The sequence below is a fragment of the Burkholderia sp. BCC0506 genome (assembly GCF_902833145.1).
GTDB lineage: Bacteria > Pseudomonadota > Gammaproteobacteria > Burkholderiales > Burkholderiaceae > Burkholderia.
In genome coordinates this window covers 217471-241193 of sequence record NZ_CADFEN010000013.1, presented here as the reverse complement: position 1 = coordinate 241193, position 23723 = coordinate 217471, and the positions used below count along the sequence as shown (strand labels likewise).

The window sequence follows — 23723 nt, the reverse complement described above, 5'->3', positions numbered from 1 at the left end:
CCGTCACGCGTTGCGTTGCGAGACTGGGGTTTCCGGCGTCGGATAGCCGGCCTCGCGGAACGTATCGAGGATCACGCGATTGGTGTCGCAGTACACCTGCCAGTAGTTCTCCGGCTGAGTCGACGGGCGCACGAACAGCAGCGGGCCTTCCGGCGTGAACTGCAGCACGCCGACGTCCGGTGCCGGCACTTTCAGCACGTTCGGCACCAGCTGGATCTGCGTCTTCAGGCGGTTGATCGCATCTGCCGCGTCGACGCTGTGCGCGATCTTCGCGGTCAGGTCGACGCGGCGATGCGGCGTCGCGCTGTAGTTCGCGATGTTGTCCGAGAAGATCTTGTTGTTGCCGACGATCGTCACGATGTTGTCGGCGGTGATGATCGTCGTGCCGAACAGGCCGAGCTCCTTCACGGTGCCCGTGACGCCGCCCGCGCTGATCACGTCGCCGATCTTGAACGGGCGCAGCACCTGCATGAACACGCCGGCGGCGAAATGCGCGAGCAAGCCACCCCAGGCCGTGCCGATCGCGAGGCCGAGGCCGGCGAGTAACGCGGCGAACGAAGTCGTCTGCACGCCGAAGATCTGCAGGATCGCGAGGATCAGCAGGATTGTCAGCAATACGCCGACGACGGAGGTCAGGTAGTCGGCGAGCGTCGGGTCGACCTTGCCGCTGCGGCGGACGACCTTGCCGAGCAGGCGGGTACCGATGCGGATCGCCCAGCGGCCGACGAACCACAGCACGATGGCCGCGAGGAGGTTTAGGCCGAAGTCGAGGCCGCGGGTCATCAGGAATTGCTGGGCGGTGGCGAGATCGATCATGCGTTCTCCGAGGTCAAGGGTAAAAGGGCGGCGCATGCACCGGAATGGGTGGCGCTTTTATAACCTGACCTGCGAGGGGTGGGCAACCGGCCTGACATTGGTTGACGTAATGAAAAACGGGCAGGACGCGGGTGCGTGCTGCCCGTTTGGGGCGCGACCTGTCGTGGCGCGCGCCGGGTGTTGACTCGTTTACCGTGCTGCGCGGCCGTAAGTGTCCTCGAAGCGGACGATGTCGTCCTCGCCGAGATACGCGCCCGACTGGACTTCGATCAGTTCGAGCGGAATCTTGCCGGGGTTCGTCAGCCGGTGCGTCGCGCCGAGCGGGATGTAGGTCGACTGGTTCTCGGTCAGCATGATTTCCTTGTCGCCGTTCGTGACCATCGCCGTGCCCTTCACGACGATCCAGTGTTCGGCGCGATGGTGGTGCATCTGGAGGCTGAGCTGTGCGCCCGGGTTCACGATGATGCGCTTGACCTGGAAACGGTCACCTTGGTCGATGCCTTCGTACGAGCCCCACGGGCGAACGACGCGGCGGTGCGTGACCGATTCGTGGCGGCCGGAGGCGTTCAGCCATTCGACGATTTTCTTGACATCCTGTGCCTTGTCGCGATGCGCGACCAGCACGGCGTCGGCCGTTTCCACGATCACGATGTTGTCGAGGCCGAGGGCGGCGACCATCCGGTGTTCAGCGCGGATGTACGAATTCTTCACCGAGTCGGTGAAGATGTCGCCGATGAGTGCGTTGCCTTGCTCGTCGGCTTCCGCAATGTCCGCTAGCGCGCTCCACGACCCGATGTCGTTCCAGCCGAGGTCGGCCGCCGCGACGACGGCTGCGCGTTCGGTTTTCTCCATCACTGCGTAGTCGATCGAGACATTCGGGCAGGCTCCGAATGCTTCGGCGTCGAGACGGAGGAAGTCGTTGTCGCGCTTGGCCGATTCGAATGCGAGTTCTGCCTGGCGGGCGATCTCCGGTGCATGGCGATGCAGATCCTCCATGTACGTGGACGCCTTCAGCATGAACATGCCGCTGTTCCAGTAGTAATTGCCGTCGCTGAGGAAGCGCTCTGCGGTCGGTGCGTCGGGTTTTTCGACGAATGCGTCGACCTTGAAGACCTGCTTGCCGTCCGCGATGGCTTGGCCGCGACGGATATAGCCGAAGCCGGTATGCGCTTCCGTCGGCGTGATGCCGAACGTGACAAGGTGCTGGTCTGCTGCGATCGCCGCTGCCTCAGTGGCTGCGGCGATGAATGCGGGCTCGTTGAGGATCACGTGGTCGGACGGCAGTACCAGTAGCAGTGCGTCGGGTGACTCGTGCAGGGCGAGCAACGCGGCGATCGCGATTGCGGGCGCGGTGTTGCGGCCCACCGGCTCAAGCACGATCGACGACGGCGTGATGTTGACTTGGCGGAGTTGTTCCGCGACGAGGAAGCGTTGGTCGTTGTTGGTGACGACGATGGGGGCTGCGGCGCCAGGGATGTGCTGTAGGCGGAGGGCCGTCTGCTGGACGAGCGTCTGGTCACCCGTCAGCTTCAGGTATTGCTTCGGATAGCCGCCTCGCGACATGGGCCAAAGGCGGGTGCCGCTGCCGCCACACAAAATGACTGGATAAATCACTGGAATACCCCGGATTGGAAAGTCCTCGATGCCCGCCTTTACCTCAAACGGACGATTGGCAACTAGCCCCTATTGTCGGGGCGCGAATTATTGCGAATGCGTCACATGGCCCGCATCCCTTTTTCATATTGACGTCTGCGCCACGCGAGGTGACGTAGAGCGTTACGGCTCCAGCGCATTACTTTGAGCATTGGGCGTAGTCGATTTCCATGAATCTTACTGAGCGGACGGGCCGCTGACGGTGCCAACTGACGGACAATGGCTTCGGGTGTTGTGAAAAGCTGTAACTGCCAGTCCCAGTAGATGGCATAACGTAGGAAGACACCGGCCGTAAGCATATCGAGCGATAGCTGCCGTTCGCGCCAACTCTGAGGTAGCGCATCTGTCGTCAGTCCCCAGCCGGCGTAAAACGGTCGGCCATACGTATGAACTGCTTTGCCGCGAATCAGTGCGTCGAATCCGGCGAGCGACGAGAGCGTATGTAGCTCGTCCGAGACTTCAATGAGCGAGAGAAGATCTGCATCAGAATCGACTATGTCGGCAAGGCTCGCCGCATCGATAAGCCCAACACGGTTTCCAGACAATACATCCGGATGCGGTTTGTATACGATAAACGCATCGGGATTGTTGATGCGGACTTCATGAAGTAGCGCCTCCGATGTGGAGATACCGCTTGTGCCGAGGCGAATGGACGCATCGTCGGCCACTTGTCCCGCTACGAGCACGACACGTCTGCCGATCGGAGCGTGCCATTCGGGCTTGCGTCGTCCGAGATTGTATTTCGTGACCCCGGCGCGAATGATTTCCAGTCGCAATGCAGCTGCTCGTGCCAATTCTCGCTCAGTGAAGTTCGCGTTGTTCAAGATCACGGTCAGATCACTGGGGCGGCTTGCGTCGAAATAGATGCCAAGATGGTCGATTACTTGGCTGTAGGGCGGGCACATGTCGGAGCCGAGGCCGGTCGAATGCAGAAAGCCGTCCTCGATTCTGATATGCGGGACGCTAGGCGCAAGCCCGTCTGCCGGTCGGCCACCCCAAATCGCAGCGTGCTCTGATTTCCGTACCTGAGCGGGATCGGATACCCATCGAATCGAACCGCCACCGCTCATAAGAAAGGGAGTGGCGAATGGGCGCTTCCACCACTGAAAGCGCACGCCGGTGACTTGTTTCAGTTCCGCATACCGTGCGGCAACGGCATGCTGTAGCTCAATGCTGTCGAGAACGGATTCGAGTGTGCCGAGCCGATGATATTGGGGATCGAAATATCCTGCGAAATCAAGAAATGTCGCATCGAACAGTCTATCGAGGGTTGGGCGAGCAATACGTTCCGGCATTTCGGCGTGATCGTTCGTCAAGCCCCAGCCAGCATAGTATGGGGAACCGAAGACCCGAACAGGAACGCCGGCGAGTAGAGCGCCCATGCCTTCTGATGCGCCTAGAACATAAACGATGTCTGCACGGGCGAGGATGTCACGTAGCGAATGGTCTGCGCTTAAAGTTCGCGTACCAGACTGCAACGATACACGAGCTGATAGCCAGTCTCCTTTACCAGTGTCCGCGGAGCGCATGAGCCAAAATTCCCCATCTGGGTGCTCAAGACGGGCGGCCTTGACCATCTCCATAAATCGCTGGCGCCGTTCATTTGCTGGAGTAAATACGTCGGTTTGTGTCGTTTCCCGTTCGTCGAACAGAACAACACGCGTGTTACCGGAAGTCGTTTGCCACTCGTAAGGAAGATCACGCGTACGACGGCGTACGTGAAGGGCATCTACTTCCAGCACGCGCTGCATCAGTATTCTGGTTCGCGGGTGGCCGGTCTCGTGGGTGCCTGTGCTGAGAGCTTTATTTAGCGCGGCGATGAGTCCTCCGCGTCCAACGAAATGACGGGGAATATGGAACCATGAGAGCGCGGGTTGACGTACGCCATGACGCGCGGCGACCGGCCCCGGACAGACTGGCTGAGTAGCGGGGTACAGGCGGAGTGTGATTCTGGCGACGGCTGCTCCAGTCCAATGATCTACCCAGACAAACGGTGATTGGCCTACGAGCAGCCTCAATAGGCGTCGGCCGCGCACGAACGCACGCGGGTCAAGGGAGCGTTCGTTCGGGAGAGGGGATGGCCGAGTCGTCGTATCGTTCATTCAATGAAGCGTATCGAGGAATCGGTCGACTTGTTCGAAATGCTCTGCCCAGGTTGGCTCGCGAAAGCGAGCGATACGCTCGATTTGTTTGGCTCGGTCCGCGCTATCGGGGTGCGTATAGGACCGAATTCGGGCGAGCCAGCCAATTCCGTCGAGCGGATCAAGGTAGTCTGGAATATCCGCTGCAATTTCTTGAAAGACCGGGAGATTGCTTGCCAGAACGGGGACCTGTAGCGTGAGGGCTTCGACGAGCGGCATGCCATACCCCTCGACAAACGACGGGAAGAGCAGTGCCCGAGCATGTCGGAGCCATGCATGCAAGCGTTCGTCGGTGCAGTTCGGCTCCTCTATGACCGCACCGCGTAGCGGTGCGCAGCGCTCAAGCATGTCAACGACGTTTTCGCATTCCCAGCCGCGACGACCTATGAGCACGAGTTTCGGAGCAGCATCGCCCATTTGTTCTACAAGGCGGCGCCAAATATGAAGCAAGAACCAGTGGTTCTTGCGGGGCTCGATGGTGCCGAGCATCACGAAGTAGGGCGCCTCGATCAGCGGGATGCTCGGGGGGCCACGGTCGACACCAGGCGCGAGATGCGCAACTGCACTCGGCGGCATCGCGATCCCCATGTTTTGGGCTTCCTCGGCCAGTGAATCGAGGGTGGCTTGCGAGTTGGCTATCAGGCCTGACGCATGGCTTAACGCAGTATGAATTCGATACCGGTGCGTGTTATCGACTCCAGCGCGGCAGTATTCAGCGTGGGTTAGCGGTATCAGATCGTGGATCATGAAGACGGTACGAACGTTCCGACGTGCCATCGCTCGGTGGTACCGCTGAAATTCCATCCCGGTGTGACTTGTATGCAACAGAAATCCGTGGCTGTCACGATGCCGTAAATTTCGATTCAGCGACGCCCGTACGACGAATCTGCGGATTTTGCTGCGATCAGAATTCGACGACAGAAGTATGTCAAAAGCTGTTCTTGAGTCGTTTTCATTCAGCAAGAGGGAGAATCCCCGCTCGCTCAACACCGCCTGCGCTGTGTGGCCGTACCTCTGGATATAGGCGAGCCCAACACGATCTACGCCAGTCGGTAGCAAGCCATCGAAAAGGCGCGAAAGCAGGCGCGTCACGTCCAGAAGTATTTTTTTTTGCACGGTGTGCGGGTGGTTGGTTTGCTCGCGAGCGCGAAGGATGTTGCATTCATGTATGTTTTTGGCCGCACTATTCTATTGGAACGAGCAACATGCGACAATACGGACCGATTTTAGCCACAGGCTCTTGAAGAAAAAATGCCGCGTTTGCTAAGTAGTGCACTTGGGGTAGTGTTCAGTGGGTCTGCCGCCCTGCTAGTTGGTTGCTCAATCGTCCCCACCTCCGGGCCTACTACCGCACAGATCGAGCAGGCGGGGCAGCCGGCTAATCCGTCGGGCGTCCAGATTGTCGATTTGACCGACAGGGTTGCGCGGGAACTATATTCGGGGCGTAAGCGTTCCGACTTCGCAACGTCGCTGGGCGGCGGCGTCGTTTTCCGTCAGCAATTAGGGGTCGGTGACACAATTTCCGTAACAATCTGGGAAGCCCCGCCTGCGACACTATTCAGCGCGGCGCAGGTGGATTCGAAGGGCAATCTGGGTGGTGGACACGTCACAGTGTTGCCTGATCAAGCTGTCGATGGAGGGGGCAATGTTACTGTGCCGTTCGTCGGAGCGGTGAAGGCTGCGGGGCGCACACCTACCCAGTTGCAAAGCGATATTGCTGCTCGGTTGCGGGGAATGGCGCACGATCCGCAAGTGTTGGTCAAGCTTTCTCAAAACGTAACCTCCTATGTGACCGTGGTGGGTGATGTGGCGGGTAGTACACGGATGCCGCTAACGGCAAGGGGCGAGCGACTGTTGGATGCATTGGCAAGTGCTGGTGGCGTTCGCCAGCCAATTGACAAGACAACGATTCAGATTACGCGAGGTAATGACGTGGCGTCATTACCTCTCGAAACCGTTATCCACGATCCACGTCAAAATGTTCCGCTTCATGCGGGGGACGTGGTTACGGCCTTGTATCAGCCTTACAGTTTTCTGTCGCTGGGTGCGACGGGGAAGAACCAGGAAATCAACTTCGAGGCGCAGGGGATTACGCTCGCACAGGCGCTTGCTCGAGCTGGTGGTCTGGAGGATTCGCGCTCGGATGCGCGCGGAGTATTTATTTTTCGGTTTGAGAAGGCCGATGCGTTACAGTGGCCGAGCAAGCCGATTCGTACGACAGCAGATGGCAAGGTGCCGGTGATTTACCGCGTGAATTTGCGGGATCCCAATTCCTTCTTTGTTGCGCAAGATTTTGTGATGGATAACAAAGATCTGCTGTATGTTTCGAATGCGCCTATTACTGATGTTCAGAAGGTTTTGAATTTGGTCTTCTCGGTCGCATATCCGGTAGTCACAGGGGTCCAGACCTTCAAGTGAGTGTGTGTCGGTGCGTGTCGCAGGCGCCGATAGGGCAGTATTTTGATTTGAGGTGATGTCACCTACGAACGTCCGCGCCTTAGCGAATTCGCGGCATGTTCGACGATCCGGCTAAGCGCAGGCCTTTCTATCATCGGGCGGCGTTTCTTTGAAGAATGTCTGCCTAAGGTTCATGGTTTGATGATCACTTCTTACGCACAGAACTTCGAGGATGTGATGCTTTGGCGCGCGCTCGGACACATTGAGCGCGGTTTTTACATCGACATCGGGGCGCAGGATCCGCGTGTCGATTCCGTCAGTCTTCTATTCTACGAGCATGGATGGCGCGGCATTCATGTTGAGCCGACACCATTCTATGCGAACGCGCTGCGCAGCCAGCGGCCGGACGAAACGATAGTCCAGGCGGCAGTTGCGAATAAGCAGGGCGTTTTACAGTTCTACGAGATTCCTGGAACGGGCATCTCAACGGCAGATCCGGATATTGCGGCCGAGCATCGCGAGCGCGGCTATAACTCGCATGAGACCGTTGTCCCATGCACGACGCTCGATTCGATATTCGAACTGACTGACGGGCGCGATATCCATTGGCTGAAAATTGATGTCGAAGGATTCGAGCGGCAGGTGCTCGAGAGCTGGAAGAATTCGAATATCAAGCCATGGATTGTTGTCGTTGAAAGTACGCTCCCAATGACGAAAATTGAGCGGCATGGCGAGTGGGAATCTATACTTACTCGACTCGGATATAGATCGGTTTATTTCGATGGATTAAATAGATTCTACGTTTCGGAGTCCCGAAGGGAGCTTGAGGAGGCGTTTCGAACGCCGCCGAATGTTTTCGACGATGTCGCAATGAGTGGCGAATCCAACGCGCCGTTTCATCGCTTGATTGTCGAGCGCGGGCGCGTAGCGCTTGATGCTGCGCAGGCGGCACTGCGGCAAAACGAACAGGAAAGTCAGGCGCGTATTCGCTCGCTGAGTGAAGAACTGGATACGCTTGGCAAGTGTTGTGCTGAACAAGAGCGCTTCGCGCTCGAAAAGATGCTGACGGCCGAACAGGCCTTTCGCGAGCAGGAGCAGCAATGGGCGGCTCATGATCGAGAAAGGTTCGGCGAGTTGGCCGCTTTCCGAACAAAGCTGGAGGCCGCACTTGAAGATGCTGTCCTGCGCGAGCAGGACACCCAGCGGCAGCTACTTGATATCTCCGATAAAGCCAACGCTGCATTGGCGGAGCAGGCGCGCAAGCATGCGGAGCGCGAGCGCGAATGGCAGGATGCCCTCGTGGAGCGCGAACGTGAATGGCAAGGTATCCTTGTTGCCCGCGAACGCGAATGGTGCGTTACCCTTGCAGAGCGCGAAAGCCGAATCGACGAGGCAGCGCAGGCGATTGAGAGCGAGCGCCTCGCTCATGTGGAGTTGTTGAGGCAGCAGAGGGAGCAAGCCGAAGAAGAGTTTCGCCAGCAGGTTTTTTTGTTTCGTAAGGACGCGGAAGACGAGCGCGCACGCTTAGTTGCTATGTATGGTGCGGAGCTTGCGGAACTGCGGCGGATGCTGGCCGAAGAGCGTGACCGACATCACGAACGTGAGCGGGAGTTACAACGGCAAGCCCAGATCGCAATAGCGCAAGCCAAGGCAGACAACACGCGGCTCGCAGATAACTACGCCTTGGCGCTTACGGCGTTGCGCCGTGAACGCATCGAAGAGCGTGACGCACAGCATGCGATCGTCGTTGAACTTCGGGCGGAGCATAAAGCGCGACTGGAGGCATACGAGACGGTTGTACTCGATCTTGAGCGAGAAAAGACTGCTTTGAGTCAACATTACGAGACTTTGTTGCGAGAAGCTGAAGCGCAGCGAATCCGCCATGAGCAGCAGCATGCAAATGATCTATCTTTCTTGCGGTCACAGATCGATAGTCGCAATACCGAATACGACGCGTTGAGGTCGAAGTACGAAGCTCAATTAAGTGCTCATGCAAATCAAGCTCGCGTGTTGGCTGAGCGGAATGCGAAGTATTTGTGGGAAGGATATCGCCTCGGGCGCGCCGAGAAAGAGCAAGGTTTGTTCGCGAAAGCGCTCTCTTTTGTAGGGTGTGGGCCGAAGATCGACGTGTGCTATCTCGCACCATCGATCGAGGAGCAACTCGAAATGGCGTCTGCGGAGCATCGTATGACTCGCATGAAAATGTTGAAAATAAACTTCCAGCCGGAATTTATCGTTCGGAGCGACGGCAAGTATAGTTTGGACGATTTTATTTCGTTGCACGATAGGAATTTCGTGCGCGCCGCGTACCTCGCATTGTTAAAGCGAGAGCCAGACGAGTACGGCGAACAGCACTATCTGAATCGTGTTAGGGCGGGCGTGAGCAAGATCCTGATTCTGGCAGATATTCAAAAATCCAAAGAAGCTCAGCGGCATGGCGTTAAGATTTCCCATTTGAAGGGGGCAATAATTGCGAACAAGTTGTTCAATGTGCCGGTGATTGGCGCAGTTGTGCAAGGTATGCTCTTCTTCTTTGGTGTGGGTCGTCATTTGAAGGATCTGCGAGCTCTTGAAAATCATTTGGTTAGGATGGGTGCGGAAATGCAGCAGCAGTATGAGGATCGTCGAGGGGCTGCAATTGATTTCCGTGGAATGGATGGCGACAAATGAAAATACTAACTCTCAGTACGTATCCGATTGAAGCTCCGGCGCATGGTGGCCAACATCGGGTTGCAAATATTGTAAAAATGCTTCGTGCATCTGGGCATGAGGTGCAATCGGCTGGCGTGCTGGGAAGTGATCAGTATCCGCAGGAAACTTCATTCTGTGATTTTCCCGGATATGAAAAATTGCGAGAACAGATACAGGATCCAGGGTTGCTGGAGGATCTGGCTATCGGGCGTCTTTATGCTCGAGATGACGACGCCTATCGATCGCTGGCAGATAAAATCGCTTTTAATCCAGATGTAATTATCGTCGAAAACCCTTGGCTATTCGAATTCGCTAAGCGTTTTGTGAAGGAAAATAAGCTTGTCAATACTCGACTAATATACAGCTCTGAGAATGTCGAGCACGGATTGCGTTATGACATCATTATTCAATATTTGCGCTCGACGGAGCGAGCCGAGATGGCTCGTGATTTGATCCTGGAGGCAGAGATCAACGCCTTGCGCGATGCGCATGGTGTATGCGCTGTATCGCGGGACGATATTGAATGGATGCAGCCAAAAACCGCCACAAAATGCATTCTTGCGCAGAACGGCGTCGCACGTCGTGTGACGACGCGTGCCGGACTCGATGAGGCAAACCGGATCGCACTGCATCGCAAGGTCGCACTATTTTGCGCATCGGCACATCCGCCAAACATCACTGGATTCTTCGACATGTTCGCGGAGGGTGTGGGGTGCCTCGCTCCCGACGAATCACTTGTGCTTGCCGGCAGCGCTGGCCCGGCGATTATGTCAGATCCGCGTTTCCATCGCATAGCCGGCTTGGCGCGCGCGACCGTATTGGCTGGTGTTGTGTCGGAGGATTGCCTCCAAGGCCTCCTTACGCTGGCGCATACAATCATCTTGCCGATAACGCATGGCGGTGGCACCAACCTGAAAACGGCAGAAGCGCTATGGGCGGGCAAGAATATTGTCGCGACGTCAGTCGCGATGCGCGGTTTTGACGAGTTTGTGAGTGCGCGCGGTGTGACGATAGCAGACGATAGTCGCGGTTTTGTTGCTGCCCTGCGGCAGGCGATGGCAGCGCCGCCGCTATCGCTGACGAACGAAGAGCGCACGAGTCGTGCGTCGGTGCTTTGGGAGGAGACGCTGCGTGGGTTAGTTGATTATATCGACGGCCTTGCGCAGCATCCCCGTGCCGCTTTGACTTCGCAGCGAGAACTGCAAAGCCAGATCTGACCGCGAGGTCCATACCGTGTTCTATGCCGCTGCCCGCGTGCGGGTAGAGTGGCATCCAGTAGTGAAGAAAGGATCATGCATGTCGCGAAAGAATGCACCACTGATTTGGATGAACGTCACGACTAGCGCGAACTGGAATCGACCGCCGGTCGGTATCGTTCGCGTCGAGCAGGCACTTTGCAAGGAACTTGAGGCTATCTACGGCAGGCATCGTTTCCGGAGATGCGTTTGGCAGGACGGTCAATTCATCGAATGGACGGAATCTGTCGACGACCGCGCCAAAGGGATCGATGATGTCGTAGATATGATGTTGCCGCGCACTGAATCGTTCGATCTGTCGCGCCGTTTTCTGTATCGCGCGCTTGATTTGTTCGGGAAAAAGGCGCGCTTGAAGAACGGCAAGGAGAGTATTGGGCTGGAGGTGCCACTCGGTGATTCGCAATATCGACTGACGCCGGCCGCGGGCGACATTCTGGTATCGGTTGGACTCGACTGGGATCAACCCTACTCATCCGAATTTTACAATCTCCGGAAAAAGCAAGGCATTCACGTGATCACTTGCTGTTATGATTTGATTCCGGTTTTGTTTCCGCAATACTGTGTCGGCGACGTATCGAGTCGATTCAAGGAGTACTTTAACTTCCTCGCATGGGGTTCAAGCGCGGTGCTTTGCATCTCCGAGCAATCGAAGAAGGATTATCTCGCACTTTGCGATCGGATTGGCTCTCCCATCAGGCCGTCACACGTAATTCCGCTCGGCGACAATGTGCCGGCAGGTAACGGCGAAGTGGGGCCGGACGTCCAGAACGTTTTGCGCAAGCCATTCATCTTGTTCGTGTCCACAATCGAGCGCCGAAAGAATCACGAGACTCTCTATCGGGCATATCATCGACTGTGTCGGGATGGGCATGGCGACAAACTGCCGCGGCTCGTGTTTGTTGGAATGGCCGGCTGGGGCGTTGGCGATCTGCTGAAGGACATTGAGCTCGATCCGTTGACGCGCGATCTGATCGTTCAGCTCAATCACGTCACCGACTATGAGTTGATGCAGTTGTACAAGCAAACGCTTTTTTTCGCGTATCCGTCTCTGTACGAGGGATGGGGGCTGCCTGTAGGCGAAGCGCTTGCGATGGGAAAGGCGGTGCTGAGTTCGGATCAAGGCTCGTTGCCGGAAGTCGGTGGTGATTTAGTCCGCTATCTGCCGGCGTGGGATGTGCAGGCGTGGGCCGATGCGATTCTCGAATGGTGCACGGCACCGTCGAAGATTCAAGAAATTGAGCGGCGAGTGAGAAGTGAGTATCGAGTGCGCACATGGGCTGGTACGGCCGCAGCGGTCAAGCAAGTGATTGACGGTGTTCTAGGGGAAGAGCCAGGCGGACCGACCGTGATCTATCCGGGCTACGATTGCAGCACGCAAGTGGGTATTCACGTCGGCTCCAGTTTGAAGGGCAGCGGGAATGCCGGTTTCCTGATGTACGGCCCACATCGCGCTATGAGGGCAGGAAACTACACCGTGAGGGTGTTCGGGGCATCGGACGACGCAAAGGACGCAAACTTATTATTTGATTTCGTTGCGAACGATGGCAAAGAATGTCTCTGGAGCGGCCATATTCATTTTCCCCGTAAGCACACGGGTGAGGAGTCACTCATCATCGAATTCAACGTTGATGTGGCCGATAATCTTCGCGATTTTGAAGTGCGTTGTGTCGACCCCGGGACGCAGATGCAGCTGACTCGGATGGAAATTGTGAAGCGATGAGTAAATTTGAACACGTTCGAAGCGGGTGTATCGTTTTGCAGAAATATAAAAATTGTTCAAATCTAATTTAGAGAGTAAATGATGAGCGTTACTGCAATTATTACCGGAATTACTGGCCAAGACGGAGCATATCTTGCTCAGCTTCTTCTCGATAAGGGGTATGTGGTCTATGGAACTTATCGTCGAACCAGTTCGGTCAATTTTTGGCGCATTGACGAGCTCGGCATTACATCGCACCCGAACCTGCATCTGGTCGAGTACGATCTGACCGATTTGAGTGCGAGCATTCGGTTATTGCAGACGACTCAAGCATCTGAAGTTTACAATCTTGCTGCACAGAGTTTCGTTGGTGTGTCGTTTGATCAACCCATCACGACGGCAGAAATTACGGGTGTTGGTCCGCTGAACCTGCTCGAAGCGATTCGAGTTGTAAATCCCTCAATTCGCTTTTACCAAGCGAGCACGTCGGAGATGTTTGGTAAGGTGCAGGCGATTCCTCAGACAGAGACGACCCCGTTCTATCCGCGTAGCCCGTATGGTGTCGCTAAGCTCTATGCGCACTGGATCACGGTCAACTATCGTGAGAGTTACGGCATCTTTGGTTGTAGCGGTATCTTGTTCAATCACGAGTCGCCGCTGCGGGGGCGCGAGTTCGTAACGCGCAAGATCACTGACAGTATCGCCAAGATCAAGCTTGGGAAGCTTGATGTGCTCGAACTCGGCAATCTCGACGCGAAGCGAGATTGGGGTTTCGCGAAGGAATACGTTGAAGGAATGTGGCGTATGTTGCAGGCCGACAAACCCGACACGTACGTGCTTGCTACGAATCGAACCGAGAAAGTCCGGGATTTCGTTGGCATGGCAGCGCGTGCTGCTGGCTTCCAACTCGTGTGGGAAGGTAGTAACGAGGGCGAAATGGGAATCGATCGGGTGTCGGGCAAGACAATCGTGAAAATCAATCCGAAATTCTATCGACCGGCTGAGGTGGATCTGCTGATTGGCGACCCGAAGAAGGCATGCGAAGAACTCGGCTGGACACCGACGACGACGCTTGAGCAGCTTTGCCAAATGATGGTCGAGGCAGACATTCGTCGCAACGAAACAGGTTTCTCGTTCTGATTTATGGCAAAAGTTCTGATCAGTGGGATCGGCGGTTTTACCGGGCGATATCTCGCCCGGAAACTGACGGAAAGTGGACATGATGTATGCGGTTTGGTCCGACGCGCTCGAGATGATCTTGACTGGCGTACGCATGCTGTTGACCTGCTCGATCGAGACCAGCTCATTGACGTATTTGAGCGTGAGCAACCAGATGCAGTCGTGCATTTGGCTGCAATCGCGTTCGTAGCACACAATGATGTAGGCGCTATTTACCGGACTAACATTGTCGGCACACGGAATTTGCTCGACGCATTGACTTCTTCGTCATGTGTGCCGCGCTCGGTGCTGCTCGCGAGCAGTGCGAATGTGTATGGCAACGCGGGTCAAGAATTGATCGACGAATCTATACCGCCCGCGCCAGTGAACGATTATGCGGTCAGTAAGCTATCCATGGAGTTTGTTTCTCAACTCTGGCGCGAGCGGCTGCCAATCGTTGTTGTGAGGCCGTTCAATTACACGGGTGTCGGTCAGTCGGTGAATTTCCTGTTGCCGAAGATCGTTGCGAATTTCCGAGCGCGCGAAAATGTGTTAGAGCTCGGCAATCTCGACGTGATCCGAGATTTCTCTGATGTGCGCACGGTGGTCTCTAAATATGAGAAGCTACTTGACGGCACATTTTCGGGTGAAACATTCAACGTCTGCTCAGGTGTAGGATACTCACTGCGCGACATACTGGCAACGATGGAGGAGCTTACCGACCATCGACCTGAAATTCGCGTTAATCCCAACTTCGTGCGGGCGAACGAAGTTCGTAAGCTGATCGGTAATGGTTCGAAGTTGCGTAATGCAATTGGCGAGTTATCGTCGATTCCGCTGCGCGAGACGCTGAAATGGATGCTGGAGAGTGCGACTTGAAGTTGATTCTTGCGGTGGACGCGATTGTTCCACCGTTAACTGGAATCGGTCGCTATACATGGGAGTTGGCAAAGTATTATGCAACACCAGACAGCGGACTCGGTTCAATCCGTTATTTTTTTGCTGGGCAATGGGTGAGCGATCCGCACAACCTGTTGAATGGACCACCGCGTAGTCCCGCGTTTCGAAGAAAAGGTTTCTGGCCACGCTTATCGGCTCGATTGCAGCAGTGGCATGAAAGGCGTGTCATTCACGAACATGTCTTTCATTCACCGAACTATTTTCTGCCGGAATGGGTTGAAGGCGGTATTGTCACCGTGCACGACTTATCGGTCTTCAAGTATCCCGAGACCCACCCCGTCGAGCGTATTCGCCACTTTGAGCGTAGCTTTGCGTCGACGCTTGCGCGCACTGCACACATCATTACCGATTCTGAGGCGATTCGTCATGAGGTGGCCGGCCACTTCGGTTGGCCACTCGAAAAGATTACTTCGGTGCGCCTCGGCGTGCCGCCGGAATTTAGGCAGCACGAGCGTGAAGTGCTTTTCGAGCCGCTCGCTAGATACCAACTGGTGCCCGGCGCCTATACGCTCTGCGTCTCGACGCTTGAGCCACGCAAGCGGATCGATGCGCTACTTGCCGCATACGCGGAGCTGCCGCTCTCACTAAAGTCGCGCTTCCCGCTTGTGTTGGTTGGCAGCGAGGGCTGGCTGAGCGATGCGTTGAAACAGAACGTTGTGCGCGGTGAGCGGGAGGGGTGGCTGCGCTATCTGGGTTTCGTGCCGGAAACGGCACTACCCTTTCTCTATGCTGGTGCACACGCGTTCTTTTTTCCGTCACTTTACGAAGGGTTCGGGTTGCCCGTACTCGAGGCGCTCGCGAGCGGTGTGCCAACACTGACTTCCAACTGTTCGTCGCTGCCCGAGGTGGCAGACGGAGCCGCATGGCTCGTCGAACCTGGCGATCACGTGGCACTGCGTGATGGTATTGCGAGAGTGATATGCGATGACGAGTGGCGCGCGACGGCGATCGAGCGCGGCTTGGCGGTTGCAAGCGAAACCACCTGGACCCGATGTGCGCGGAGGACGTTGGATATTTGTAGTCGCTTCGCGTGAGCTACGCGGTGCCGGCGAGTGTCGCTATAAGAGCCTTCAGTTGAGCGGCGCTTGTCGCCCACGTGACTGGCTTGATCGCTTCGCTTGTCGGCGCAGTGCCAGCTGCCAACTGAGCGAGCCAGTCCGACAATTGGAGGGCTAGCGCTTCACCAGTCGTTGCACGAAAATAGGTCGCGTGTTCTCTAGCAACTTCGTGGAAAACATCTAGATCACGTAGGAACAGTGGTTTGCCATGTCGAGCCGCCTCGATGATGGGCAACCCAAAGCCCTCGGCCTCCGAGGCCATAACGAGGCCGTCCGCCCGAGCGTATAGCGCCTCGAGTTGTGCATCGTCGGTATCGCGTAGCCAAAACAGGCGTCGTTCGTTCTGCGGATGCTGCGTTAGTAGGTCGACGACGGGTTCGACGTGCCAGCCTGGTGCGCCGACGATCACGAGCTCGACCTCAGTTCCGTTTCTCCATAGCACATCGAACGCGTTGAGCACTTGCACGTGCCCTTTGCGAGGTTCAATAGTTCCAACCATCAGCAACATCGGACGCATAGGCGTGCGACGAGACGAATTGGGCGCGAAGAATGGTGGTGCGGATAAGGGATCGGGAGCGCTCGTTCCTAGATCGAACGAGCAAATCGTGGTGTCGTCGGCCGTTAAGCCAAAGCGCTTCTGCATCAATTCATGGGTGTCACGGGCGACAGTGCGAGAGATGCACCAAAGCGCGTCTGCATGCACGGCGAGCGTGGACAGCCAGTGCTTGAATGAACGCCGCGCGCGTGGGGTAAACCAATATGGATGCTGAAATGGCAACAAGTCGTAAACGACAAATGCGCACCGCACCCCTTGTCGTTTCCACGCGAGTAGATCGCGCTGCCGCCGCGGAATGATGCGGCTCGTCAAGTCAAGTCCGACGAAAATGTCGCCCGGTTCGACGCGTACAGTGGTAATTGCTGGATTGTTTGCTGTGTCGAGAGGGCGGTGGTTTGGCACTGACGTTTGTTCTGCGAGGAAACTATCCGCATAGCGATAAGAGGATCTTCTAGTTGCGCAGATCGGGCGTACGGTGAAGCCATCGGGTGGTGATTGCAGTAGCTGGGCGAGAAGCGAGCGGACTACCCGTTGGATGCCGGTGCCCGCGTCGTGCGCGGCGATGATAGACACGTCTACGAGTAATTGTCGCTTGCAGTGAATCGGTGAAAGCGGCACGGGTGATGGTGCAAGCGCACGTACTGCACGGCGAGCGGCACGTGCGACCTGCGGGGCGATCCATATGGCGACCGATTGAAGGGCCGCGGATTTTAATGTTTTGCTCAAGCTTGGGAGGGATGAGGGTGAGGCACGTTATGCCATACTTTCCTGATAGAACGTGTACGCATCCTCTACTGAATCAAACGAATGCAGCTTGCCTTCGATCAGTACCGATGCGCGGTCACAATGCTCGCGGATATAACCGGCGTCGTGACTAACGATGATAAGCGCCCGGTCTTTACGTCGATCAAACAATTCGTAATGACATTTCGCATGGAAGCGGCTGTCTCCGACCGCAATAATCTCATCGATCAAAAAGCAGTCAAACTCGATTGCCATCGAGATCGCGAACGCGAGCCGCGCACGCATTCCTGCGGAGTATGTTTTGACTGGTTCGCGCAGGTAATAACCGAGCTCCGAGAACTCTTGCACGAACGGCTCGGCCACCTTGGTGTCGGCGCCGTAGACGCGGCAGATGAAGCGTAAGTTGTCCATGCCGGTGAGGCTGCCTTGGAAAGCGCCGCCGAAAGCGAGCGGCCAAGACACTTGCATGCCGCGCCGGATGCGGCCCGCCGTCGGTAACTCGGCACCGCTAATCATCCGAATTAGAGTTGACTTGCCGGCGCCGTTGCGCCCGAGGATGCCGATTTTCTCACCGTGCTTCACGTGCAGATCGATCTTGTTCAGTACTCGACGCACGCCTTGCCGTGTGTGATAGTCCTTGCAAATTCCTTCAAGTTCGATCATTCCGGCTCCACTCTGCGGCTTGCATCGCGGACGAAAAACAGGCCAGTCAGCACAAGGATCATGTCGCTGAACACCATGTAGCGGATGCTGTAATGCGGTGTCACAAGTGAGCCGAAGTAGCCGCCGCGCAGCATTTCCGCGCCGTGAACCATCGGTAACAATAAAATTACGTTCTGGAATTTCTCGGGTAACCAAGACACCATGAAAAGCGAACCAGATAGCGGGAATAGAAGGTATGCGATGGTATGCCAGATTCGCTCGACCGACTCGCTGCGTTCCGATAGCGCCCCAATAATGAGCGCCAGACCGGTACCAAACGCTGCGAGATGCAGCCACGCGCCGAGAATCATCGTCATATTCTCGGGCGGACGCATCAGGCCTGCAGTAATGAAAAAGATCGAGAGAAAAGCAAAAGACATTGTCGCGCCCGATATTTCGAGCAGTAGACGAGCGAAAAAGAAATCTATCACTCGTACATTACGGTGATAGAGAAGGGACTGATTCGGCTGAATCGCGAGTGCGCAGCGGTTCGCACAATTTCGCCAAAGTAGCACTGGTGAATAGCCCGTTACCGCGAACTCGGTGATGGGGAGATTCGAGCCGTGCGTAGCCTTTGTCAGTGTCCATAGCCCGAGCACGCCAAGCGTAAACATCATCGGCTCGAAGAAAATCCACAGAAATCCGACATTGTGTCGACCGTATCTTGTAATGATTTCTCGCATCAAAAGCGCGCCGATAACGCGCCTTTGAATTTGCACCGATCTAAATAGGGGGGTTCCGTGGTCGATAGCCATGATATCAATCGTGGTGTTCGCGAACCCCTGCGAGCAGCAGGCTCAAGATGCCCCATGCGATCATGCCGAGGGCGAACACTTCGAAGATCGACTTCAGTCGCTTCGGCTCAATTGCCTCGTCGGGAGTGTTGGGCTGCACAAGCTTTTCCAGATAAAGCTGCTTACGTTCAGCCTCTGCACGAGCGCTTTCCAATCCAGTCATCGCGGAGGCCAACTGCTTCTCGGCAAATTGAGCATCGAGTTGAAGACCTGCGTACGTCTCAGCCTTGTGCGACAACGAGTCCCGTGCCCCGGCGACGCCACCGGTTGCCGCTTGGATTTGCTTCTGCAGCGATTCGATGCTCGTCTTTAGGGCGGGGATTTGAGGGTTCTGTGGAGCAATTGACGAGAGCTGCATTAGTCGCGTTTGTGCGTCAAACAGTAGTGTTTGAAGGTTTGTGACCTGCTGCAATTGAAGAGCTGATTGCTTTTCCGGATCGAATACGGTGTGAGAATTTCGGAAAGATGCCAGCGCCGCTGCAGCAATCTTCGCTTTGGTCGTCGCCTGATCAACTTGATATTGCGCAAATCGAATGGTATCGGCGGCAGCTCGCTCGTTCATTCGATTGACAAGGCGTTCGCTTATTTCGAGAAGTCGTTCGTTGATTTTCTCGGCATCTTTGGCTGTAAAGGCCCTCACTTGGAGAGTCGTTATGCCTGATGCTGATTCGAGATGTACGGACACGATTCGCTTCTCATAGTACTTTACGAGGGATTCGAAGCTGTCATTAATCGACGAATTGAATCGGCTTATGATGTCTCCGCGCTCCGAATAAGCGTTGCGAATATAATTTCCTTGATTCAGTTCTTTGAGGGCGTCACGTGATTGGATATAGTCGATAACCGGATATGTATCATCTTGGGAGCGGGCGAGCCCGGTTCCCTGCAGTAGCGCACCAAATACGCCGGTTGAATTTGGACGCTGTGCTCCACGTACAACGAAGCGCGACTCGGAGACATACACATCGGACGCAACGATTCCGTAGTACAGAGTGGCGATCGTGGTGGGTAGAATTACCGTCAGCGCGAGGAGGCGATTGACTCCCTTGATGCGATTGATCAAGCTTTTTTTTCCCGTGGGCGATGGCGCCGTGGCCACCTCATCGCGTGATATCGTTTCCAACTGTTTTCCGAGCTTAGTGGCCGCTTGTTTGCCACTTGGCGGTGCGGCTGGCAAGCGAACGAAGATATGGGGCAGTGTCGCTTGGTCTTCCTGCAGCAACTGCGAAGCAAACGACCTTCCGGTTTGCCCAATGCGAAGCTTGCCGGAAGCACTAGTGTCGGGGCTCACATGTCTCGGAGCGCCGTGGCAACGGAGTTTCGCGTGCAAGCATGGCATTGGGGGCTCGATTATAGCGGCCGAACATGATCGACGCCATCTTTCGTGGAAGTCTGACGGTCATCCTGTATTATTCTTGCACTCTATATTTATTTTCATGTTCGTGCGGTATTCTTCGCCCTCGAATCGTGTCTAGCTGACTTTTATTTCAATCATATTGCAGGCGCTGGCTCGTAGGAAGCTGCGGCGGGGAAAGTGGGCGCGCTTCCGGACGTGCTACGCCCGACGTTCCTCAATGCACACGCTTCGCTCTTTTCTTCTCCTGCAGGGCACCGCCTCACCGTTTTTCGATAGACTTGCGTCCGCGTTGCGAGAGCGAGGGCATAAGGTGTGTAAGGTCAACTTTTGCGGCGGCGACCTGCTCTATGGGGGGGCGATTGATACCTCGAACTACAGAGGAAAAGTCGACGAGCTCCCCGACTGGTACTCGCAAAAGCTTCGGAGCGGGAATTTTTCGGACATTGTCATGTTCGGTGACTGTCGGGAGGTTCACTGCCACGTGCATCCCCTGTCGCATGAACTCGGACTTCGAGTTCATGTTTTTGAGGAGGGATACGTTCGGCCGCATTGGCTAACCTTAGAGCGGCATGGCGTTAACGGGCGCTCACTACTGTCACGGGATCCGGCATGGTATCTCGCTGAGCGTCGCGTCACTCCCCCGAGTCAACCTGGTCGGGCGACGGGCTACAATCTGTACGAGCGTGCGTACCATGATATCCGTTATCGTGGTGCGAACGCGATCTACGCTAGGCACTTCCCCCATTATCGTAGTCATCGACCAAGGAACGGGTTCCTCGAATACGGCGGCCTCGCGGTGCGAGCACTTCGGGATCGCCAGTTCGCCCGATATGCCGAGTGGGTCACGCGCGACCTGCTGGAGGCGCGGCGCATGTACTACCTATTTCCGTTGCAGGTGAACTCGGACGCCCAGATCATCGTTCATTCCCCGTTTGACGGAGTGCGCGCGTCTATCGAAAAGGTGATGCGGTCATTCGCAGCGCACGCCCCGGCAGATGGTTGGCTGATCATTAAGAATCATCCTCTCGATACGGGCCTGATCCGTCATGAGGGGCATGTACGTCAGCTTGCGAGCGAATTGAGAATCGGCGATAGGGTGCAGTTCATTGATGCCGGCCATTTGCCGACCCTGCTTGAGCATGCTCGCGGCGTCGTGGTGGTCAACAGCACAGTCGGATTGTCGGCATTGCATCATGCGCGACCGCTGATTGCATTAGGTACGGCGATCTACGATATGCCGGGGCTAACATGGCAAGAATCGCTTGACGACTTCTGGTTGAACGCGGCTCAACCAGACATGCAGCTCTATCAGGCATTTCTTGACTATGTGATTCACCACACACAGATCAATGGCGATTTCTACACCCATACCGGTATTGAGATGGCAGTGGCGGGTGCTGTTGCTCGACTTGAGGTGAACTGTGGTTGAAACCGTCAGACACGTCGTGATCACTGGGGCAAGCGCGGGTATCGGCCGCGCGCTCGCACTTGCCTACGCGGAGCCAGGTGTCGTACTTGGGCTCGTGGGGCGCGATGGTGAGCGTTTGACCGCCAGCGTGATAGCGTGCCGTGCGCTCGGAGCCGATGTCGTTGCCGGCCAAGTCGATGTGCGCGATGCCGCGGCCCTGCAAGGTTGGCTCGAGGCGTTCGACGAGACGTATCCTATCGATCTGCTGGTGGCCAACGCGGGGGTGGCGAGCACGATTGCGCATGCTAACGATTGGGAAGATCGGGAGCGCACGTTGTGCGTCGTCGACACGAATTTTCATGGTGCCATGAATGCCGTGCTTCCGGTAATCGAGCGCATGCGAGCGCGAGGGCGTGGTCGGATTGCAATGGTTGCATCGATTGCTGCACTGCGTGGCATGGCCATTTCACCGGCGTATTGCGCCAGCAAGGCGGCGATCAAGGCATGGGCGGATTCCGTGCGACCATTGCTTAAGCGAGATGGCATTGCGATAACCGTGATCTTGCCTGGCTTCGTCAAGACTGCGATGAGTGACGTGTTTCCGGGCGATAAACCGTTCCTTTGGAGTGCAGAGCGTGCTGCCGCCTATATTCGCCGGGGGCTTGATGTGGGGCGCGCCGAGATCGCATTTCCCGGGTTGCTTGCTTTCGGAATGCGGCTCTTGCCCTTGCTGCCTATCACGCTGGCCGATGCAATCCTGGATCGCCTGTCGTATTTGCCGCAAGAGGATGCACGCAATTGAACGGCGCTTTCGTTTCGATGCTCGCCGCTGCCATTGCAATCTCGTTCCTGCTTGACGCTATCGCGGCGCCTCGTGCCCCTCTGCGCCGTCCCGCGATGGCACAATTTCTTCATATTCTTTCTGTAGTCTTTCTTACCCACCTCGTTTTGATCATCACGTCGCGGCCGCTATTCTCGGCCTGCGTGTCGCTTGCACTCGTCGGTCTCGTCGCCGCAGTTAGCAATGCGAAGTACGAGTCGTTGCGCGAGCCGTTCGTATTTACCGATCTGAGCCTGTTTAGCCAGTTGTTTGCGCACCCCCGTCTTTACTTGCCGTTCCTCAGCATTGGCAAGGTCGTAGCGATCGGTGCCGGCATCCTGCTCGTGATCGCGGGTTTTGTCGTCGAGCGACCGGTGCATCGGGGTTCCGTTGCGATGGCGTGGTTCGCGGCGGCGCTGCCGTTCGCGCTCGCGGTGCCCATCGCGGGGCGCTTGTCGCTGACGCTCGATCCCGGGGCCGACCAGCGTCGTCACGGCTTTTTCGCGGTGTTCGTCGCCTATCTGCTCAACGGCCTGCGCCCCGCGACGTTCCGGAAGTTCCACGAGGTTGTGGCGGCTGGGCCGTTCGCAACGGCCCAGCCGAGCCGGCGCCCCGGCGTGATCCTGATCCAGAGCGAATCGTTCTTCGATGCACGCCGGCTCGGTGGTGTGGTCGAGTCGAGGCTCTTTTCCCGCTTCGACGAGGCGTGTCGAGAGGCCGTCTGGCATGGCGAGATGACGGTGCCTGCGTGGGGGGCAAACACCATGCGTACGGAATTCGCGGTGCTGACCGGCACGGAATCTTTTGCGCTCGAATATGCGCGCTTCTATCCTTACGTATTTGTAAGAAAAAAGATCGCTTCGCTTGCGTCCTGGTTCGACCGTTGCGGCTACGACACAGTTGCAATTCATCCTTATTACGCCGATTTCTTCGGCCGGAACCGCGTATTTCCGCTGCTCGGTTTTACGCGCTTTCTCGATATCCGTCATTTCGAGTCGGCGTCCCGCGCCGGTCCGTATGTGGCGGACGCCGCCGTATCAGAGTCGATCATCGCGGAACTGGAGGCGGGAGGGGACGGCCCTCCACGCTTCATCTTCGCGATGACAATGGAAAACCACGGCCCACTGCACCTCGAGCAGGTATTACCGGGAGAGTCGTCTTCGAGGCATACTCTCGGCGAAGACCCAACGTGGCGTGACCTGACGGCCTACTTGCGGCACATTGAAAATGCAGACGCAATGATTGGGCGCTTGCTCGATCATTTGCGCAACAGCGATCGTGAAACGGTCGTTTGCTTTTACGGCGACCACGTTCCCGCACTACCGCACGTATTCGAAAAGCTGGGCGTTACACCGCAAACCAGCGACTACTTCATTTGGCGAAATTACGGCACAGATACTCCCGAATGCCGGAATTTGGCAGCCGAAGAGCTTGGGGTTGCACTGCTGCATGTGGTACAAGATGACGGAAATCGCGTGGAACAGCCGTGCGCATCCGAGAAAGCGACATAAAA

Annotated in this window: 18 protein-coding genes; 10 read left to right on the top strand and 8 right to left on the bottom strand. The window is 56.3% G+C overall.

Annotation, left to right across the window (positions count from 1 at the left end; all coding sequences use genetic code 11):
* Positions 1-3: 3 nt before the first annotated feature.
* The 4 genes from HWX62_RS27385 to HWX62_RS27370 all read right to left on the bottom strand — a co-directional run bounded on the left by HWX62_RS27385 (position 4) and on the right by HWX62_RS27370 (position 5726).
* Positions 4-816, bottom strand: a complete 813-nt coding sequence (locus HWX62_RS27385) for a mechanosensitive ion channel family protein (RefSeq protein ID WP_175933313.1) — start codon at positions 814-816, stop codon at positions 4-6.
* A 189-nt stretch (positions 817-1005) separates the two neighbouring features.
* Positions 1006-2430 (bottom strand): mannose-1-phosphate guanylyltransferase/mannose-6-phosphate isomerase, encoded by a 1425-nt coding sequence (locus HWX62_RS27380; RefSeq protein ID WP_175933314.1) that lies wholly within the window; start codon positions 2428-2430, stop codon positions 1006-1008.
* Positions 2431-2531: 101 nt separating this feature from the next.
* Positions 2532-4220 carry a capsular biosynthesis protein gene (locus HWX62_RS27375; RefSeq protein ID WP_347879943.1) on the bottom strand — a complete coding sequence of 563 codons (1689 nt, stop codon included), beginning with the start codon at positions 4218-4220 and terminating at the stop codon, positions 2532-2534.
* A 351-nt stretch (positions 4221-4571) separates the two neighbouring features.
* The gene (locus HWX62_RS27370; RefSeq protein WP_175933316.1) at positions 4572-5726 is read right to left on the bottom strand and encodes a glycosyltransferase family 1 protein; all 1155 of its coding nucleotides are present in this window, start codon (positions 5724-5726) and stop codon (positions 4572-4574) included.
* A 135-nt stretch (positions 5727-5861) separates the two neighbouring features.
* Here HWX62_RS27370 and HWX62_RS27365 point away from each other — a divergent pair, with 135 nt between their 5' ends.
* From HWX62_RS27365 to HWX62_RS27335, 7 genes are all read left to right on the top strand, one after another.
* Positions 5862-7028, top strand: coding sequence for a polysaccharide biosynthesis/export family protein (locus tag HWX62_RS27365; protein ID WP_175933317.1), 1167 nt, complete (start codon positions 5862-5864; stop codon positions 7026-7028).
* A 180-nt stretch (positions 7029-7208) separates the two neighbouring features.
* Positions 7209-9677: an FkbM family methyltransferase gene (locus HWX62_RS27360; protein WP_175985279.1), complete on the top strand. Its 2469-nt coding sequence runs from the start codon at positions 7209-7211 to the stop codon at positions 9675-9677.
* On the top strand, positions 9674-10915 hold the full coding sequence (locus HWX62_RS27355; protein ID WP_175933331.1) for a glycosyltransferase: 1242 nt from the start codon (positions 9674-9676) through the stop codon (positions 10913-10915). Before HWX62_RS27360 ends, HWX62_RS27355 begins: the two co-directional genes overlap by 4 nt.
* Before the next feature lie 79 nt (positions 10916-10994).
* Positions 10995-12674 carry a glycosyltransferase family 1 protein gene (locus tag HWX62_RS27350; RefSeq protein WP_175933330.1) on the top strand — a complete coding sequence of 560 codons (1680 nt, stop codon included), beginning with the start codon at positions 10995-10997 and terminating at the stop codon, positions 12672-12674.
* Positions 12675-12755: 81 nt separating this feature from the next.
* Positions 12756-13793, top strand: a complete 1038-nt coding sequence (gene gmd, locus HWX62_RS27345; RefSeq protein ID WP_175985286.1) for a GDP-mannose 4,6-dehydratase — start codon at positions 12756-12758, stop codon at positions 13791-13793.
* Positions 13794-13796: 3 nt separating this feature from the next.
* Positions 13797-14690, top strand: a complete 894-nt coding sequence (locus tag HWX62_RS27340; protein ID WP_175933341.1) for a GDP-mannose 4,6-dehydratase — start codon at positions 13797-13799, stop codon at positions 14688-14690.
* Entirely contained in the window at positions 14687-15805 is a 1119-nt protein-coding gene (locus HWX62_RS27335; protein WP_175933342.1) for a glycosyltransferase family 1 protein, read from the top strand. The genes HWX62_RS27340 and HWX62_RS27335 overlap by 4 nt, the downstream gene beginning before the upstream one ends.
* Position 15806: 1 nt before the next feature.
* Here HWX62_RS27335 and HWX62_RS27330 read toward each other — a convergent pair whose 3' ends face one another.
* From HWX62_RS27330 to HWX62_RS27315, 4 genes are all read right to left on the bottom strand, one after another.
* The gene (locus HWX62_RS27330; protein ID WP_244136104.1) at positions 15807-16958 is read right to left on the bottom strand and encodes a glycosyltransferase family 1 protein; all 1152 of its coding nucleotides are present in this window, start codon (positions 16956-16958) and stop codon (positions 15807-15809) included.
* Positions 16959-17138: 180 nt separating this feature from the next.
* Complete coding sequence (locus HWX62_RS27325; protein ID WP_175985277.1) at positions 17139-17792, bottom strand: ABC transporter ATP-binding protein; 654 nt, start codon at positions 17790-17792, stop codon at positions 17139-17141.
* Positions 17789-18586 carry an ABC transporter permease gene (locus HWX62_RS27320; RefSeq protein WP_175985275.1) on the bottom strand — a complete coding sequence of 266 codons (798 nt, stop codon included), beginning with the start codon at positions 18584-18586 and terminating at the stop codon, positions 17789-17791. The genes HWX62_RS27325 and HWX62_RS27320 overlap by 4 nt, the downstream gene beginning before the upstream one ends.
* Positions 18587-18590: 4 nt before the next feature.
* Entirely contained in the window at positions 18591-19739 is a 1149-nt protein-coding gene (locus HWX62_RS27315) for a hypothetical protein (RefSeq protein WP_175985284.1), read from the bottom strand.
* Positions 19740-20199: 460 nt separating this feature from the next.
* Between HWX62_RS27315 and HWX62_RS27310 the strand changes: the two genes are divergently transcribed.
* From HWX62_RS27310 to HWX62_RS27300, 3 genes are read left to right on the top strand one after another with little or no spacing between them, the layout of a single operon-like run.
* A complete protein-coding gene (locus HWX62_RS27310; protein WP_175933166.1) occupies positions 20200-21411 on the top strand; it encodes a capsular biosynthesis protein in 1212 nt (403 codons plus the stop codon).
* Positions 21404-22192: an SDR family NAD(P)-dependent oxidoreductase gene (locus tag HWX62_RS27305; RefSeq protein WP_175933167.1), complete on the top strand. Its 789-nt coding sequence runs from the start codon at positions 21404-21406 to the stop codon at positions 22190-22192. Before HWX62_RS27310 ends, HWX62_RS27305 begins: the two co-directional genes overlap by 8 nt.
* Before the next feature lie 17 nt (positions 22193-22209).
* Positions 22210-23721 (top strand): LTA synthase family protein, encoded by a 1512-nt coding sequence (locus HWX62_RS27300; protein ID WP_175933191.1) that lies wholly within the window; start codon positions 22210-22212, stop codon positions 23719-23721.
* The last annotated feature ends 2 nt before the right edge of the window (positions 23722-23723 follow it).